Below are 14,086 nucleotides of genomic sequence, written 5' to 3'. Positions count from 1 at the left end.
CTCATATTCAATTGTAATAACAAAAATAGGTGACTATCAATATTGTTCTATCTATAGGATGTATAGGTAAAACCAATCTATTTTATAGTGAAAACAACTATAGTTACGACCTATACGAATTATAGATAATTTAGAATTGATTAACGAATCAGTTTTAAAATACTATAAATTTGTATAGCACTTCATGTTCTGTGAATGCTGCTATAACCAATATTATTGGTCAGCTTAGTTATAAACGAAGAAACTTATGATAGTATTCGACTATTTAAACTTTCTTCGATTACTTAATTTTTAGGAGGAATACATAATGACTGATCTCTATTCTCGTATTAACAAAGATGATGCTGTCGTTCTTTTAGTAGATCATCAAACTGGTCTTATGTCCGGACTAGTACGTGACTATGGTGTTGATGAATTCAAGAACAATGTTTTAGCTCTTGCTCATACTGCTAAGTTTTTTGATTTACCAGTTATTTTAACAACAAGTTTTGAAAACGGGCCTAATGGACCTTTAATGCAAGAATTGGTTGATCTCTTTCCTCATGCACCAAAAATAGCTCGACCTGGACAAATTAACGCATGGGATAATGATGATTTTGTAAAAGCAATCGAAGAAACTGGAAAAAAGCAACTTATCATCGCGGGCGTAGTTACGGACGTTTGTGTTGCTTTCCCTGCACTTTCCGCTATAAAAGCTGGATATGAAGTATTTGCTGTTACTGATGCTTCAGGAACTTTCAGTAAACAAGTTGCAGATGCTGCAAATACTCGTATGGCACATAGTGGTGTGCAACTTATGAACTGGTTTAGCGTAGCTTGCGAATTACAACGCGATTGGCGCAACGATGTCGAAGGTTTTGGCAATTTGCTTGCTAGCAATCTTCCAGGCTATCAAAATATAATTGGAAGCTATAGGGGAGCTCAGCGAGATCTTAGTAAACAAAATGCATAATAGCTTTTCTTTCAAAAAACTAGATAGTATACATTTAGTGCTGATTAAATCAGCACTCTCTTTTAAATTAAAAGGTATAGCAAATATTTTATTTTTACGATTACAGGTTTAATTAACAGAAAATATATTTTTTCAATAATATTAATTTTAAACAATTAAAAAAGGAGCTGTTTATTATGAGTAATTTAGAATTGTTAAATCCGGAGAACAGTGCATTAATTTTAATTGATTTTCAACCTCAAATGACTTTTGGAGTTGCAAGTATTGATAGACAAACATTGATTAATAACGTTATGCTGCTTGCTAAATCAGCAAAAACTTTTAACGTACCTACTATTCTTACTACAGTTGAAACACGCAGCTTTTCTGGTTATTTTTGGCCACAAATTCTTGATATATTCCCAAACCATGAAATTATAGAACGTAGTTCAATGAACTCTTGGGAAGATCCGAAATTTGTTGAGGCAGTTAAAGCAACCGGTAGAAAGAAATTAATATTTGCAGCACTTTGGACTGAAGTTTGCCTTGCATTCCCTGTGCTTGAAGCAATTAAAGCTGGCTATGAGGTGTATGCAGTTGATGATGCTTCAGGTGGTACTAGTTTGACAGCACATAACGCTGCTATGCGTCGTGTAGAACAAGCTGGTGCAATTCCAGTGACAGCAATTCAAGTTTTACTTGAATACCAACGTGACTGGGCACACAAAGACACTTATGATGCTGTAATGGAGATTGTAAAGGAACACACTGGTGCTTATGGTCAAGGTGTAGAATACGCATATACTATGGTGCATGGCGCGCTTCCAAGCAGGAAAATATGAAACAAGAAGGAGTAGCTGTCGAAGAGACTTATACAGGGAACACGATGGATGCTGGCAATCCAGTAACAACGATTGTTACATGGGAAATTCAAGAAGGTAGAGAAAAACAGTTTGAAACATGGAGACATGAAATTGAGGCTGCGGCTACTAAATTCCCAGGACATTTAGGTGTAAATCTAATAGTCCCAAGTAACGAATCCAGAGAGTATACTGTTATTTTTCGCTTTGATACGTATGAGCATCTACGTGCTTGGCAAGAATCAGATGTTCGCCGGGATTTGTTAAAAACGGCCGAGCAATTTCAAGCCACTAATCCAACTTATAAAACTGAAAGCAGTTTGGCTTATTGGTTTGTTACTCCGAAAACGCCAGTTCCACCTCCAAAATGGAAAATGTCTATCGTTACCCTTCTGGGTGTATGGCCTCTTAGCATGTTAGTTCCTAAAGTGATAGGACCTATTATAAAACATATGAATCCTATTATGTCAGCTTTTTTTGTTTCTGTATGTATAGTGTCCTTGCTATCATGGGTAGTCATGCCGATTTTCGGTAAATTATTTCATCCATGGTTACAAAATAATAGAAAGTAGACGAGGTGTGAACATGAATTTACCGGATATGATCTTATATAACGGAAAAATTACTACCCTTGACCCTTCTCAGCCTGAGGTATCTGCTATCGCCATAACTGATGGTTTAGTCACTGCAGTAGGTGGAGATGAGATTCTTAATAGTGCCACGGAAAAAACAAAAAAAATAGACCTAAAAAGAAAGAGAGCTATTCCAGGCCTGAATGACTCTCATATACACGTTATTCGTGGTGGTCTGCATTATAATATGGAATTACGTTGGGAAGGCGTGCCATCACTTTTTATTGCTCTAGAAATGCTCAAAGAACAGGCAAGGCGTACACCTGCTCCTCAGTGGGTAAGAGTAGTTGGAGGTTGGTCTGAATTTCAATTTAAAGAGAGACGGATGCCAACATTAGAAGAGATTAATGCTGTTTCTGAAGACACGCCTGTCTTTGTGCTACATCTTTACGATAGAGCACTTGTAAATCGTGCAGGGCTACGTGCACTGGGATACACGAAAGATACCCCAGACCCTCCAGGCTGTTTAATTCAGCGGGATAAAAGAGGTAATCCAACGGGCCTTTTAATTGCTAACCCTAACGCTTCTATTCTTTATTCAAGTTTGGGTAAAGCTCCAGTACTTAATCTTGACGACCAGATTAACTCAACTCGTCATTTTATGCGTGAATTAAATAGATTAGGTATTACAAGCGCCATCGACGCAGGTGGTGGCTTCCAAAATTACCCTGATGACTACAAAGTTGTTGAACATTTAGCCGAGAAGGAACAATTAACTTTGCGTATTGCTTATAATCTATTTACGCAAAATCCTAATCATGAATATGAAGACTTTGCTTCATGGGCAAAAATTGTTTCTCCTGGTCAAGGAAATGATAAGTATAAAATGAATGGTGCCGGAGAAATGTTAGTATTCTCGGCAGCCGATTTTGAAAAATTTCAAATGCCACGGCCCGAACTAGCTACAGTAATGGAAGCCGACTTAAAGAAAGTAATTTCTCTATTGGTGGAAAACCGTTGGCCATTCCGTTTACATGCAACTTATGACGAGTCAATCACACGTTTCTTAAATGTATTTGAGGAAGTTAACAGAGAAATTCCTTTTAATGGGCTACGCTGGTGGTTTGATCATGCAGAAACAATCTCAGATCGTAGTATGGAACGTGTTAAGGCTTTAAATGGCGGTATTGCCATCCAAGACCGCATGGCTTTTCAAGGTGAATACTTTGTTGACTTATACGGAAAGGAAGCTGCAAAGCATACTCCTCCGATTTATCGTATGTTAGACCTTGGTATACCTGTTGGCGCCGGTAGTGATGCAACCAGGGTTTCCAGCTATAACCCTTGGGTCGCCCTTTACTGGATGGTTGCCGGAAAAACCATTGGTGGGCTTTCCATATACGATGAAAAAAATAAACTTGATAGAAAAGTAGCCCTGGAATTATATTCAAAAGGAAGTGCGTGGTTCTCTGGTGATGAAAGTAAAAAGGGAACCCTGGCAGTAGGTCAGTTTGCTGATATTGCTGTATTGTCTGCTGACTACTTTACTGTGCCAGAAGAAGAAATCAAAGACCTTGAATCATTACTCACCATTATGGGTGGGCAGGTTGTTTATGGAAATGATGAATTTAAAAACTTATCACCTGAATTGCCGCCAGCATCACCTGATTGGTCACCGACGGGCGTTTATGGTTATGGTGGTGCTAACCTAGCTAACACTATACTTTCTCACGATTCCCATGATAACAAGTTACATAGTTGTAGTAACCCTCTCCATCAACACACTCATACCGTAATAGGAAAAGATGGAACGAAATGGGGGATTGGTTGTACTTGCTTTGCTTTCTAAATCAAAACCACCGGTATAATGCCGGTGGTTTTCTTTCTACAATAAGGATATGTAGATTCAAAATAGCAATGTATATCCATAATGGGACTATACGATAAGAGCGAAGAGTTGATTGATTAACTTGACTTGTTTTTGACAGCCTTCTCTTCTTGTAAAGTCCGTCCTTTTTTCCTTAATTAAAAGTCAGCGGTATCCCCTTTTGATCGACTACACCATACATATAAATCCACTACCCTTTGACTTTAATATAGGTCTCATCTCAAGACGTATAGATTTTTTCAATTGTTACACTAAAATCATTATTATACTAATACCTTTTGAGGATTATTTAACTTCTGCATAAAGATACGTGCTGCAAAACTTAAAAATTTATCATCAAAATGAATAAGATTAATATCTTGCCTTGGTGTTGGATCAGTAATACGAACTATGCTCAAAGTATCATTATTAACAAAATCAACTAGTGAAAGAGGTATTATGGCAACCCCATGACCATTGTATACAAGACTCAATAGAGAAATAGAAGATTTTGTTTCTATATTTGCTTCAGATAAAGATAACCCTAAACTCTCACAATATATTTTAATAGATTCACGACAACTACATGAAACCATTATTCTACTCAGTCCTACTAATTCTCGAAAAGAAACAAATGGTTTTTCATCCAAAGGATGGTTTTTTGGAATGACAAGGACAAGCTCTTCGCTATACAAAAGGGTGCTTGTTAATGTGTCTGGAATTTGAGCACTACGTGTAATCCCTATATCAATATTTTTGTTAACGATTTGATTTACAGCAACTTCGGACTCTATAATTTTTACAACGATGTTAGGATACTGTTGTTGAAACTTCATAATATAAGGTGTTAAATAAGTGAGATCCTCTAATAAACCTCCTATAGTAATCACACCTCTTTTTACACCCTTTAATTCAAAAATTTCATTATAAACGTCATCAAATTGTTGCATGATAAATTTTCCTTTATCAAATAGCAGCTTACCCGCTTCTGTCATTTTGATACCTCTTCCAACTCGATGAAACAATGGTGTATCAAGTTCACCTTCTAACACACGGATTTGTTGGCTTAAAGTCGGCTGTGAAATACCTAGAACTTCCGCAGCTTTAGTAAAACTATTATTATTACAAACTTGAATAAAATACTCTAAATGACGTAATTCCATTCTTGATACCCACTCTCCGCTTTATGAAAGATTTATAATGAAAAGGACAATATGTATACGTTAACAGAACAACTATCTTTCCTACTATATCAATTGCAATTACATAATTTCTTTATTTTGTACTACAATACATTTACTACTATTTATTGATTTTCCCTCCTATTTATTTAATTTATATTTAATTAGGATATTACTAAACAGAAATAACCTCTAAAAACTTACAATTTCTGTGCATAATATCCTAACTTTTTCAACTGTTTAATTATCATTTTTTCTCAATATAGTCCAAACTACCAAATATTTTCCGAATCCCCTCTTTATGCTGAGGAAAAATTAGTGTCACCAATTCAATACTTTCTGAAGTAATTGATGCATACGTGATACTACTACTTGCAAGTAATATTTTGGTCTCCAATTTTTTTATAGGCTGATCAGCTTTACTGTATTGTATAGTAGCTCAAGCACTGCAAATTCAGTTGAATTAAGTCCATAAATTTTTATATCCTTTTCAATACGTTTAGTGATTAACTGTAATTCCCTTGATAATATAACAAATAACTTTAAAGATAAGCTCTCATCGTTAATCACGCTCATAATTACCAATCCTTTACAACTTATCTTGAATTCGAGATTCATTATATTATCGTCAAAATATTATGTCAATCATTCATTTTAGCTTTATCAAGCCACTTATAATTTATTTCTCAACATAAGATATATGGAATTAGAAGAGAACAATTGTTACTATATAATCTTCATGGTATCTTTCCTCCTTTAGATTTTTTATTTAGTTGTTATGTAATATGTAATACACCTATTTTAAAGATGTTAAATCTAAATTTTCAAAATTTTAACACAATAAGTTATTCATGTTTTTAATATCAAAGAAATGTCACAAGAACTTTGCTTTGATAAAAGCGCTACAAATAACGATTTGTTTGGGAGGCAAGCCCATTGTTTTATAGAAATCATAGAAAAATAAAAAAGCACTCCTTTTCAAAGAGTGCTTTAAAAAAACATATAACCTAATAAAAATATTTCTATTTTGATTACGGAAAGAAAGTCTTTATTAAAACATATGGTTGCTAATTTAATTGCGATTTGCCTTGCACCCAAGCAGCAATATCATTTATAACATACTCAGGGATATTAGCAGGACTATAATATTCATCTGGCTTACTTATTTCCCCATCACCCTCTGTAAAGAAATGATTTAACTTTGGATATAGTCGATAATCTACGTTATCTCGTTCTTTTAATTGTTCTTTCCAAAGAGGAATTTCGATTTTTGATTGAACTTGATAGTCTCTTTCTCCTTGAATAATAAGAAGCGGTATCTTTTGTTCTTTTGACATTTCTGCCGCTTTAATTTTACGGATAGAATCCCAAAATACTGCTGATCCTAAGTAAAAATCTTTTGGGGGATTCTGACCAGAGAAATTGGGATCATTTAATAATTCAAATTGCGATTTGTAGAATTTATATTGATCCAGGTTCATTGCTCCAATAGAGAAAAGGTACTCAAATTGATCTAAAACAACGTCTTGGATCGTACGAGCTGGCCCTCCCATTACAATTGCCCCAGCAATATTTTTATTTTGGTCTTTTTCAATCATTTTCGGAAGCATCATTCCACCTTGACTATGACCAAGAATATATATTTGATTCTTATTTATTAAAGGCTCATTTTTAAGAAATTGAGTTACAAGAAGAGCATCATCTGTTGTCTCTTTATCAACTGTATAAAAGGGACTGAATTGTGTTTTTAACCCATGTTCATAAGTTCTTTTATTATAGCGAAGGACAGCAATTCCCTTCGATGCAAGACCTTCAGCTAAATCGCGAAATGGTTTTAAAGCAAACGCTGTTTCATCCTGATCAGTTGCTCCTGATCCTTGAACAAGAATAACCGCTGGAAAAGGACCCTTTCCTTTTGGAACCGACAATGTTCCTGGTAATGGAAATGCACCACTTCCAACTACTACTTCTTTATCAATAAATGATTCAGGCTTACTATATGATGGACGCTCTGCAACAGGACTAAACGACATGCTGAGTTGAAAATCGTCTATTTTTCCAGATGGATCTAGTTTAATTAGTAAAGGTACAGTCATTTTTTCAAAAACTAATTGAATCTCCACATTTGTATGAACAGGATTTGTCTCTTTTTGTGTAACCTCTCCAATTTCTATAAAAGAACCTGCTTGTAATTGCACTGGGAGTCCCTCCCAATAGCTCTTCAGCCATTCTTCGGATATTATTTTCTGTAATGACCTTGAGGTTAAATCAAATGCAGATTTATAATCTTCACTATTCATATGGCGAATAAATGAAAGAGTAGTAGATATAATAGGATTTTCCTCATCACTATTGTCTACTTTTTTTATAGTTGTGTTTGCTTCCTTTAATTTCGAAATAAATTGATGGTTAAACGGATAATTATATGTATCAGGATATAAGCTTGTTTTCAATACTTCCGTATTCCGTCCCTCATACAAACTTGAAGAACTCGTAAAATTTTCAGGTAAAATTACTTCCTCCGCATATGAGACTGAGGGAATTGTTATTGAAAAAATTGCACTAACAAGTAATAACTTATTACTTGTTCTTCTTTTCTTACCCATAATTATTGATTCTCCCTTCAAAATTAAAAATTTCTAATACAATATGCCAACTATAAGGAAAATAAAAATTATCAAAGAGATTAATAATCTATTTTACGATCCCCCCTAACTAGTTAAAAATCTATCATTAACAAACTTCAATAAAAAATGCCTTCCCCCTCTTTTTTTATCATTGGATTTTTCAGTGCCATAGAAGCACAGCCCTGCATTGCATGTAACTGCCCCATGGGATTCTCTATTCCAAAAGAAAGCAGCCCCCCACAAGATACTTTATTTAATTGTTATCACTCTAATTTATTTAGATAATTCTCTTATTACTGTAAGATACATTTATTCTAAATCCTAAAACACACTTATTTCTTGATAGGTTCTTAAGAAATATCAAAAAAGAAAGAAAAAAGTTATTTGGTTATTCATTCCGTAAGCTTAATGCTCAAGTTAGTTTTTTTCACACGGTTAAACTTTATTAAGATAACTTTAAGGAATTTCCCTCTATATTCATAAGAATTTTTTTCTATACTGAAGCATGTAAATGAACAAGAGGAGAAACGATAATGAGAAAATTTGTAATTTGCATATTAGGAATAGGCCTTCCTATATACTTACTACCTTTCATATTACGCGGGGATTTAGACAGATTTAATCCGATTGCTGAAGAAAAAAATGTATACGCCGTCGCGAAAGGATATGGCGTTCCGGATTACCATCATAAAGGAAGAGCTATGTACTCACTAAAAGGTGTTGATGAATTAAGCAATGAGAAAGAATATAAAGTTGGAACGAACACACCTAATGATTTTATAAGAAAAACTTACTTAAAAATTCATGTGAAAGGAAAGTATGTGTATTCTTACGATATTATTTCTAAAAAGGATATTCCAGAGAAAATAAGGGGACAATTGGAGCTAGCAGATAAATAAAAGAGCCAATTCATACGATTTGGCTCTTTATTACCTCTCCCACCTACCGCTCGGAGAATTTTTTCGGTAGATTTATTAAATTCGTTATCATTGTTTTAATAACCATTCTTCAATTACTTTCACGGTTTCATCACGTTGTGCTTTTGGCGTAATCAAGCTCGCATTATCACCTTTTTGCTCACCATACATGCCAAAATTAGCATGATTTCCCCCTTTTATCATGTGCATAGTAGTATTCTTTGACATTAACTTTTTATTGTTCTCTATTTTTTCGACAGTTGCTAAAGCATCTACTTCCCCGTAAATTGATAACATTGGAATCGACTTAGTAGAGAAGTCATCTGCAGGATAAGAACCTAAGAAAATAATCCCGTCTACCTTTTCTTCATGCTGAAAGGCATACTTAGAAATCATAGCTCCGCCCATTGAATGCCCAGCAACATACCATTTTTGAACTTCAGGATACTGTTCAATTACACTATCTACCTCATTTATTCCAAATATCGCTAAGTTTAATGGTAACTTAGGCATTACTACAAAATGCCCATCTTTTGCAAGAGCTTCTCCTAAGTAACTATAAGCCTCCGCTTCTACTTTAGCTCCTTGATAAAAAATGACTCCTATTTTTGCATCTTTCTCTCCAAAAACTATATAATTTTCATCTTTTTTATCATCTACTAACGACAAAGCCTCTTTCGTCGGTTTATAAGTAAACTGAGACCAAGTCAAAAACGTAATACTTCCTATAATTAAAATACCAAGTAAAGAGTACAGAGTAATTTCTATCCATTTCTTCACATATATGCCCTCCCTAAGATGTGTATGTTCTATACTTTAATTATTATTTATATGATTGTCGAATAATCTTAACTAATAAGTTTAAAGAAAATAATACGAGTCCTCAAATTCTGTTTTAAAATAAATTCAATATATTCATCCTAAAACAAGGACTTCATACGCAAAGTACAATTTTATAAAAAAAGCCGATTTCTTTATAAAATAAGAAATCGACTTTTGGCTTAGTTATTGATTTAGTAATGGAAAACACCTTTTTAAGATAATTATGTTTATACTATAGACGTTGATCTTTCTGAAAGTTTAGTTGAAAATGATCCGCTTCATTGTATACCCCAAATTCATATCCTTTTTCCTTATAAAATTTAATAATTTCCGGAAGCGCTTGTAATGTCTGTGGTTTTTCATGCATTAGAACTACTTCCACATCTTCTGTTGTTGTACGCTTTACATTCTCTATAATTTGCTGCGGGTTACCTTTTAATTTCCAATCATTTGAATCTATCGTCCAATCCCAAACTTTTATTCCTGCTTCTACAATTTGATTACGAATTTCCTGCCCCTTTAATCCTGGTGCAGATCCATATGGAGGACGGACTAATTTAGGAGTTGTACCCGTAATATTATGAATAAGAGCTAACGTTTCTTTCATCTCCGGTACAAATTGTCCTTTTTTGTATAGCTTATCACTATTATGCGTCATACTATGTGCACCAATATAATGGCCTTCTTTTACTGCTCGTTTTACATTTTCCTGAAAACTTGTATTTTGCAAATTGCTACCTTGCATAAAAAATGTCGAAACAACATTTTGCTCTTTTAGTACGTCTAAAAATTCCCCAGTTAATTCGCTAGGACCGTCATCAAATGTTAAATAAACAACCTTTCCTACTGGTTTTCCATCAGGTCTTTTCTGTTTTGCCAGTGATGTGTCCTCTTTCTTTTCTTGTTGTTGCGTATTAGCTAGCTTAATACTTTCATTAGCTACCCCTTTCGCTGGGATAGCGTTCCATTTCCCTATTAAAAAGAACATGAAAAAGGTCGTTGCTAAAACAACTCCTAGAGATAGTATTGCCTTAGTTACTACATTTGTTTTTTTCTTATTTTGTGATTCTTTCATTATGTTTTAATCCTTTCCCTACTAATTTTCATACTCGTTATTTATACAGCCAAGCATTAACTCCAGCTGATATTTACAATAAATAGACTAATAGAGGAAGGTGAAGATAAAATGCAGATAATGTCGAAATTAGTTAAAGAATAGCGTATTGCATCCACTCTTTAAAAAAATATTTGTTTCTCTACTACAGTTAAATTTGAAAACTGCATATACATCCAAAATAAAAAATACTACTCTTTCTAAATAACATTTTTACATCAAGATAATAGCATAACGGTATAAAGATAAAATACAGAGATGGCCATACTATTGAAATTCTATTATAATTTTGTAATTGGAATTCATTTGAACCAAATGAAGAACTAGAAGAAATATTATTATGTGGAGGTACTCCGATGAACCTTGTAATTAGAGAGTTAGAAACAAATGATTTAGATAATCTCCCGGAGATTGATGACAGTTTTATAGTGAATGCTCGGTTAATTCTTTCTTTTTCAAAAGTAAATAGACATATAGCATATACAGTAGAAGACGTTCCTAGTTATGAAAAAAGTTATTTACAAAATCAAGATGATAATGAAGAACTCGCTTACAATGAATATATAAATAAACCTAATCAAGTCATTTACATAGCACTGTTACATAACCAAATCATTGGATTAATGGTATTGAAAAAGAATTGGAATCACTATGCTTACATAGAAGATATAACGGTAGATAAAAAATATCGTACAATCGGAGTTGGTAAAAGATTAGTTGATCAAGCAAAGCAGTGGGCAAAAAACGGCAATATGCCAGGTATCATGCTTGAAACGCAAAATAATAATGTCGCAGCATGTAAATTTTATGAAAAATGTGGATTTGTAATTGGTGGGTTTGATTTTCTTGTTTATAAAGGTTTGGATATTGAAAATGATGAAGTTGCGATTTATTGGTATTTGCATTTCAAATGAAACTGTTTTTAACATGAAACAAAGGCAAAATAAAAACCCCAATCTCTCTATATTAAAATTGAGAAACTGGGGTTAAGTTACTTAACAATATTTTTCATTTAAAACAGATAACTAATTAATAATCCTGCTGATAATAAGAAGCCAAAAATCGTATTTGTCATCGCTGTTGATTTCATTGCGATGCGCATATATCCAGGATCCTTTGCCCCTTTTTGGAAACTTTGAATTGCAGAAATTGGCTTTCTCAAACCTAGGAACATAACTAATGCCCAAGGGCTTATATAACCCATTAATACAATTACGGCAATCCATAAATACGCAATGAAAAAGGCTACCGCTAGTGTTACCACAGCTTTCTCTCTCCCAAGGAGGATTACTAATGTCTTTCTTCCACCTTTAATATCTTCTTCGATATCTCGGATGTTATTCGACATATTGATTGCACCTACTAAAATTCCAATTGGAATGGAAATCAATACACTTTCAATCGTTACAGTATTCGTTTGAATATAGAAAGCAATGAGTACAAAACATGTCCCCATTAACAATCCAGAAACTAATTCTCCAAACGGGGTGTACGCAATTGGTAATGGACCGCCTGTATATAAATAGCCAACCGCCATCCCAATTAAACCAATAACTACTAACCACCAGCTACTATTCATACAAATATAAATGCCAATAAAAGCTGCTACGACATACAATAAAAGCGCAACTGTTAATACATTTTTTGGCTTCAATCCATGACGGACAATCCCGCCACCAATGCCAACAGAATCAGCGGTATCTAATCCACGTTTGAAATCATAGTACTCATTAAATAAGTTCGTTGCTATTTGCAGCGCTAAACATGCAAGCATCATCGCAATAAATAAAAGCCAATCAATTTTGGCAACATAAAGTGATGCCACTGTCCCTAAAATTACAGGAGAAAACGTCGCCGTTAACGTATGTGGGCGCGTCATCTTCCATATTAATTTAGCGGAACTAATTTCCTTTTCATTCCCCATAACTCTGTTCAATCTCCCTACATTTTAAGTATAAAATCGCTAGAAGTATCTTTCTATCTATTGTCTACCTCACATCCATTCATTATATCAATAAATGATTATCCTTTCTAACAAATCTACTTTTAATAAAGTAAAAAATTATAAAATGAAACTTTAATCAGGGAGGGCCCATCCCGACACTCCCTCACATTCGCCGAATTTTTAAAGAGGGAGTCTTACCCGCCCGCAAATATTGGGATAAATAAAAGAGCCAACTCATATGAGCTAGCTCTTTCATTTCTTATTTTATAAAAATTCAATAGTTACGCTACATTGAAAAACAGATAGATCCTACTTTTGTAGCCCATTAATAATGGTATCTATATTCCATTTCATCATTTTCAAGTAAGTATCTCCATCCTCACCTGATTTACCTAGTGAGTCTGTAAAAATTGTCCCTGTAATCGGTACGTTTGTTTCTTTTGAAACAGTTTCCATGCTACGTCGATCTACACTTGTTTCAACAAATAAAGCTGGCACTTTGTTTGTTTGAATTACACTTACAACATCTCTAATTTGATCTGGCGTACCTTGATTTTCTGAGTTAATTTCCCAAATGTATCCCGTCTTAATGTCATATGCTTTTCCAAAGTATTTAAAAGCACCTTCGCTAGAGATTAAGAAACGTTTTTCTTCAGGGATTTGATGAATTCTATTCACTGTCTCATCGTGTAATTTTTGAAGTTCTGCTACATACTTATCGGCATTTTTAGTATAGAACTCTTTATTTTTAGGATCTTCTTTAATTAATGCCTTCTTCACATTTTCAGCGTATAAAATACCATTTTTAATATTCATCCAAGCATGTGGGTCTGGTTCTTTTTCTAATCCTTTTGTTTCTAAGTAAATAGCTTCTACACCTTCACTTACTTTATAAACCGGTGCATCTTCCGCTGATTTATTTGCCGTTTTTAATAGCTTTTTAAACCATGCTCCACCTTCTTCTAGGTTTAATCCATTGTAAAATATCATATCTGCATCTGTCATTTTCATAACATCTTTTGGTAGTGGATCATATTCATGCGGGTTAGCTCCGATTGGAACAAGACTATGAATCTCAACTTTATCTTCACCAATTTGCTTCACCATATCATATATAATAGAGTATGTAGTTACAACTTTTAATTTTCCATTACCCTCTTCTTTTCCATTTGTGTTACTAGAACACGCTGTTAATGCAAATACGAAAATACAAAGTATTGATAATAAAACATTTTTAAATTTCATCTTTA

At 33.9% G+C, this 14,086-nt stretch carries 12 protein-coding genes and 1 pseudogene; 6 read left to right on the top strand and 7 right to left on the bottom strand.

The window, feature by feature from the left end:
* Window positions 1-307 precede the first annotated feature (307 nt).
* The 4 genes from ycaC (at window position 308) to RT27_RS19900 (ending at window position 4,212) form a co-directional block, all read left to right on the top strand.
* Window positions 308-952 carry an isochorismate family cysteine hydrolase YcaC gene (gene ycaC, locus RT27_RS19915; RefSeq protein WP_000131214.1) on the top strand — a complete coding sequence of 215 codons (645 nt, stop codon included), beginning with the start codon at window positions 308-310 and terminating at the stop codon, window positions 950-952.
* A gap of 176 nt (window positions 953-1,128) precedes the next feature.
* Window positions 1,129-1,773 carry a hydrolase gene (locus tag RT27_RS19910; protein ID WP_000067162.1) on the top strand — a complete coding sequence of 215 codons (645 nt, stop codon included), beginning with the start codon at window positions 1,129-1,131 and terminating at the stop codon, window positions 1,771-1,773.
* Window positions 1,770-2,363 (top strand): antibiotic biosynthesis monooxygenase, encoded by a 594-nt coding sequence (locus RT27_RS19905; RefSeq protein WP_000806856.1) that lies wholly within the window; start codon window positions 1,770-1,772, stop codon window positions 2,361-2,363. The genes RT27_RS19910 and RT27_RS19905 overlap by 4 nt, the downstream gene beginning before the upstream one ends.
* A 13-nt stretch (window positions 2,364-2,376) precedes the next feature.
* Complete coding sequence (locus RT27_RS19900) at window positions 2,377-4,212, top strand: amidohydrolase (RefSeq protein WP_043937151.1); 1,836 nt, start codon at window positions 2,377-2,379, stop codon at window positions 4,210-4,212.
* A gap of 302 nt (window positions 4,213-4,514) precedes the next feature.
* On the opposite strand, the gene RT27_RS19895 is transcribed toward RT27_RS19900, so the two are convergent.
* The 3 genes and pseudogenes from RT27_RS19895 to RT27_RS19890 all read right to left on the bottom strand — a co-directional run bounded on the left by RT27_RS19895 (window position 4,515) and on the right by RT27_RS19890 (window position 8,017).
* Window positions 4,515-5,393, bottom strand: coding sequence for a LysR family transcriptional regulator (locus RT27_RS19895; protein WP_016081051.1), 879 nt, complete (start codon window positions 5,391-5,393; stop codon window positions 4,515-4,517).
* Between the two features lie 218 nt (window positions 5,394-5,611).
* Window positions 5,612-5,987, bottom strand: a pseudogene (locus RT27_RS33760) (MarR family transcriptional regulator).
* A 491-nt stretch (window positions 5,988-6,478) separates the two neighbouring features.
* Window positions 6,479-8,017, bottom strand: coding sequence for a DUF3887 domain-containing protein (locus RT27_RS19890; RefSeq protein ID WP_043937149.1), 1,539 nt, complete (start codon window positions 8,015-8,017; stop codon window positions 6,479-6,481).
* Window positions 8,018-8,571: 554 nt separating this feature from the next.
* Here RT27_RS19890 and RT27_RS19885 point away from each other — a divergent pair.
* Window positions 8,572-8,937, top strand: coding sequence for a YxeA family protein (locus RT27_RS19885; protein ID WP_016081048.1), 366 nt, complete (start codon window positions 8,572-8,574; stop codon window positions 8,935-8,937).
* A gap of 87 nt (window positions 8,938-9,024) precedes the next feature.
* Here RT27_RS19885 and RT27_RS19880 read toward each other — a convergent pair whose 3' ends face one another.
* Both RT27_RS19880 and RT27_RS19875 read right to left on the bottom strand, forming a co-directional pair.
* Complete coding sequence (locus RT27_RS19880) at window positions 9,025-9,735, bottom strand: alpha/beta hydrolase (RefSeq protein ID WP_029442722.1); 711 nt, start codon at window positions 9,733-9,735, stop codon at window positions 9,025-9,027.
* Between the two features lie 274 nt (window positions 9,736-10,009).
* Window positions 10,010-10,852: a polysaccharide deacetylase family protein gene (locus RT27_RS19875; protein WP_016081046.1), complete on the bottom strand. Its 843-nt coding sequence runs from the start codon at window positions 10,850-10,852 to the stop codon at window positions 10,010-10,012.
* 395 nt (window positions 10,853-11,247) lie between these two features.
* Between RT27_RS19875 and satA the strand changes: the two genes are divergently transcribed.
* Window positions 11,248-11,805: a streptothricin N-acetyltransferase SatA gene (gene satA / locus RT27_RS19870; protein WP_043937148.1), complete on the top strand. Its 558-nt coding sequence runs from the start codon at window positions 11,248-11,250 to the stop codon at window positions 11,803-11,805.
* A gap of 98 nt (window positions 11,806-11,903) precedes the next feature.
* Here the strand turns inward: satA and menA are convergent, their stop codons facing one another.
* Both menA and mntA read right to left on the bottom strand, forming a co-directional pair.
* Window positions 11,904-12,815: a 1,4-dihydroxy-2-naphthoate polyprenyltransferase gene (menA, locus tag RT27_RS19865; protein ID WP_043937147.1), complete on the bottom strand. Its 912-nt coding sequence runs from the start codon at window positions 12,813-12,815 to the stop codon at window positions 11,904-11,906.
* 330 nt (window positions 12,816-13,145) lie between these two features.
* Window positions 13,146-14,081 (bottom strand): manganese ABC transporter substrate-binding protein/adhesin MntA, encoded by a 936-nt coding sequence (gene mntA, locus RT27_RS19860; protein WP_043937145.1) that lies wholly within the window; start codon window positions 14,079-14,081, stop codon window positions 13,146-13,148.
* Window positions 14,082-14,086: the final 5 nt, after the last annotated feature.

This window comes from Bacillus sp. L_1B0_5 (assembly GCF_000836715.1).
GTDB classification, from domain to species: Bacteria; Bacillota; Bacilli; order Bacillales; family Bacillaceae_G; genus Bacillus_A; species Bacillus_A thuringiensis_S.
Note: the sequence above shows the minus strand (reverse complement) of the source record. Positions and strands in the feature narration are given on the sequence as shown.

Coding starts and splice junctions, on each gene's coding strand:
- ycaC (WP_000131214.1), top strand. CDS start 308: ATGACTGATCTCTATTCTCGTATTAACAAAGATGATGCTGTCGTTCTT.
- RT27_RS19910 (WP_000067162.1), top strand. CDS start 1,129: ATGAGTAATTTAGAATTGTTAAATCCGGAGAACAGTGCATTAATTTTA.
- RT27_RS19905 (WP_000806856.1), top strand. CDS start 1,770: ATGAAACAAGAAGGAGTAGCTGTCGAAGAGACTTATACAGGGAACACG.
- RT27_RS19900 (WP_043937151.1), top strand. CDS start 2,377: ATGAATTTACCGGATATGATCTTATATAACGGAAAAATTACTACCCTT.
- RT27_RS19895 (WP_016081051.1), bottom strand. CDS start 5,393: ATGGAATTACGTCATTTAGAGTATTTTATTCAAGTTTGTAATAATAAT.
- RT27_RS19890 (WP_043937149.1), bottom strand. CDS start 8,017: ATGGGTAAGAAAAGAAGAACAAGTAATAAGTTATTACTTGTTAGTGCA.
- RT27_RS19885 (WP_016081048.1), top strand. CDS start 8,572: ATGAGAAAATTTGTAATTTGCATATTAGGAATAGGCCTTCCTATATAC.
- RT27_RS19875 (WP_016081046.1), bottom strand. CDS start 10,852: ATGAAAGAATCACAAAATAAGAAAAAAACAAATGTAGTAACTAAGGCA.
- satA (WP_043937148.1), top strand. CDS start 11,248: ATGAACCTTGTAATTAGAGAGTTAGAAACAAATGATTTAGATAATCTC.
- menA (WP_043937147.1), bottom strand. CDS start 12,815: ATGGGGAATGAAAAGGAAATTAGTTCCGCTAAATTAATATGGAAGATG.
- mntA (WP_043937145.1), bottom strand. CDS start 14,081: ATGAAATTTAAAAATGTTTTATTATCAATACTTTGTATTTTCGTATTT.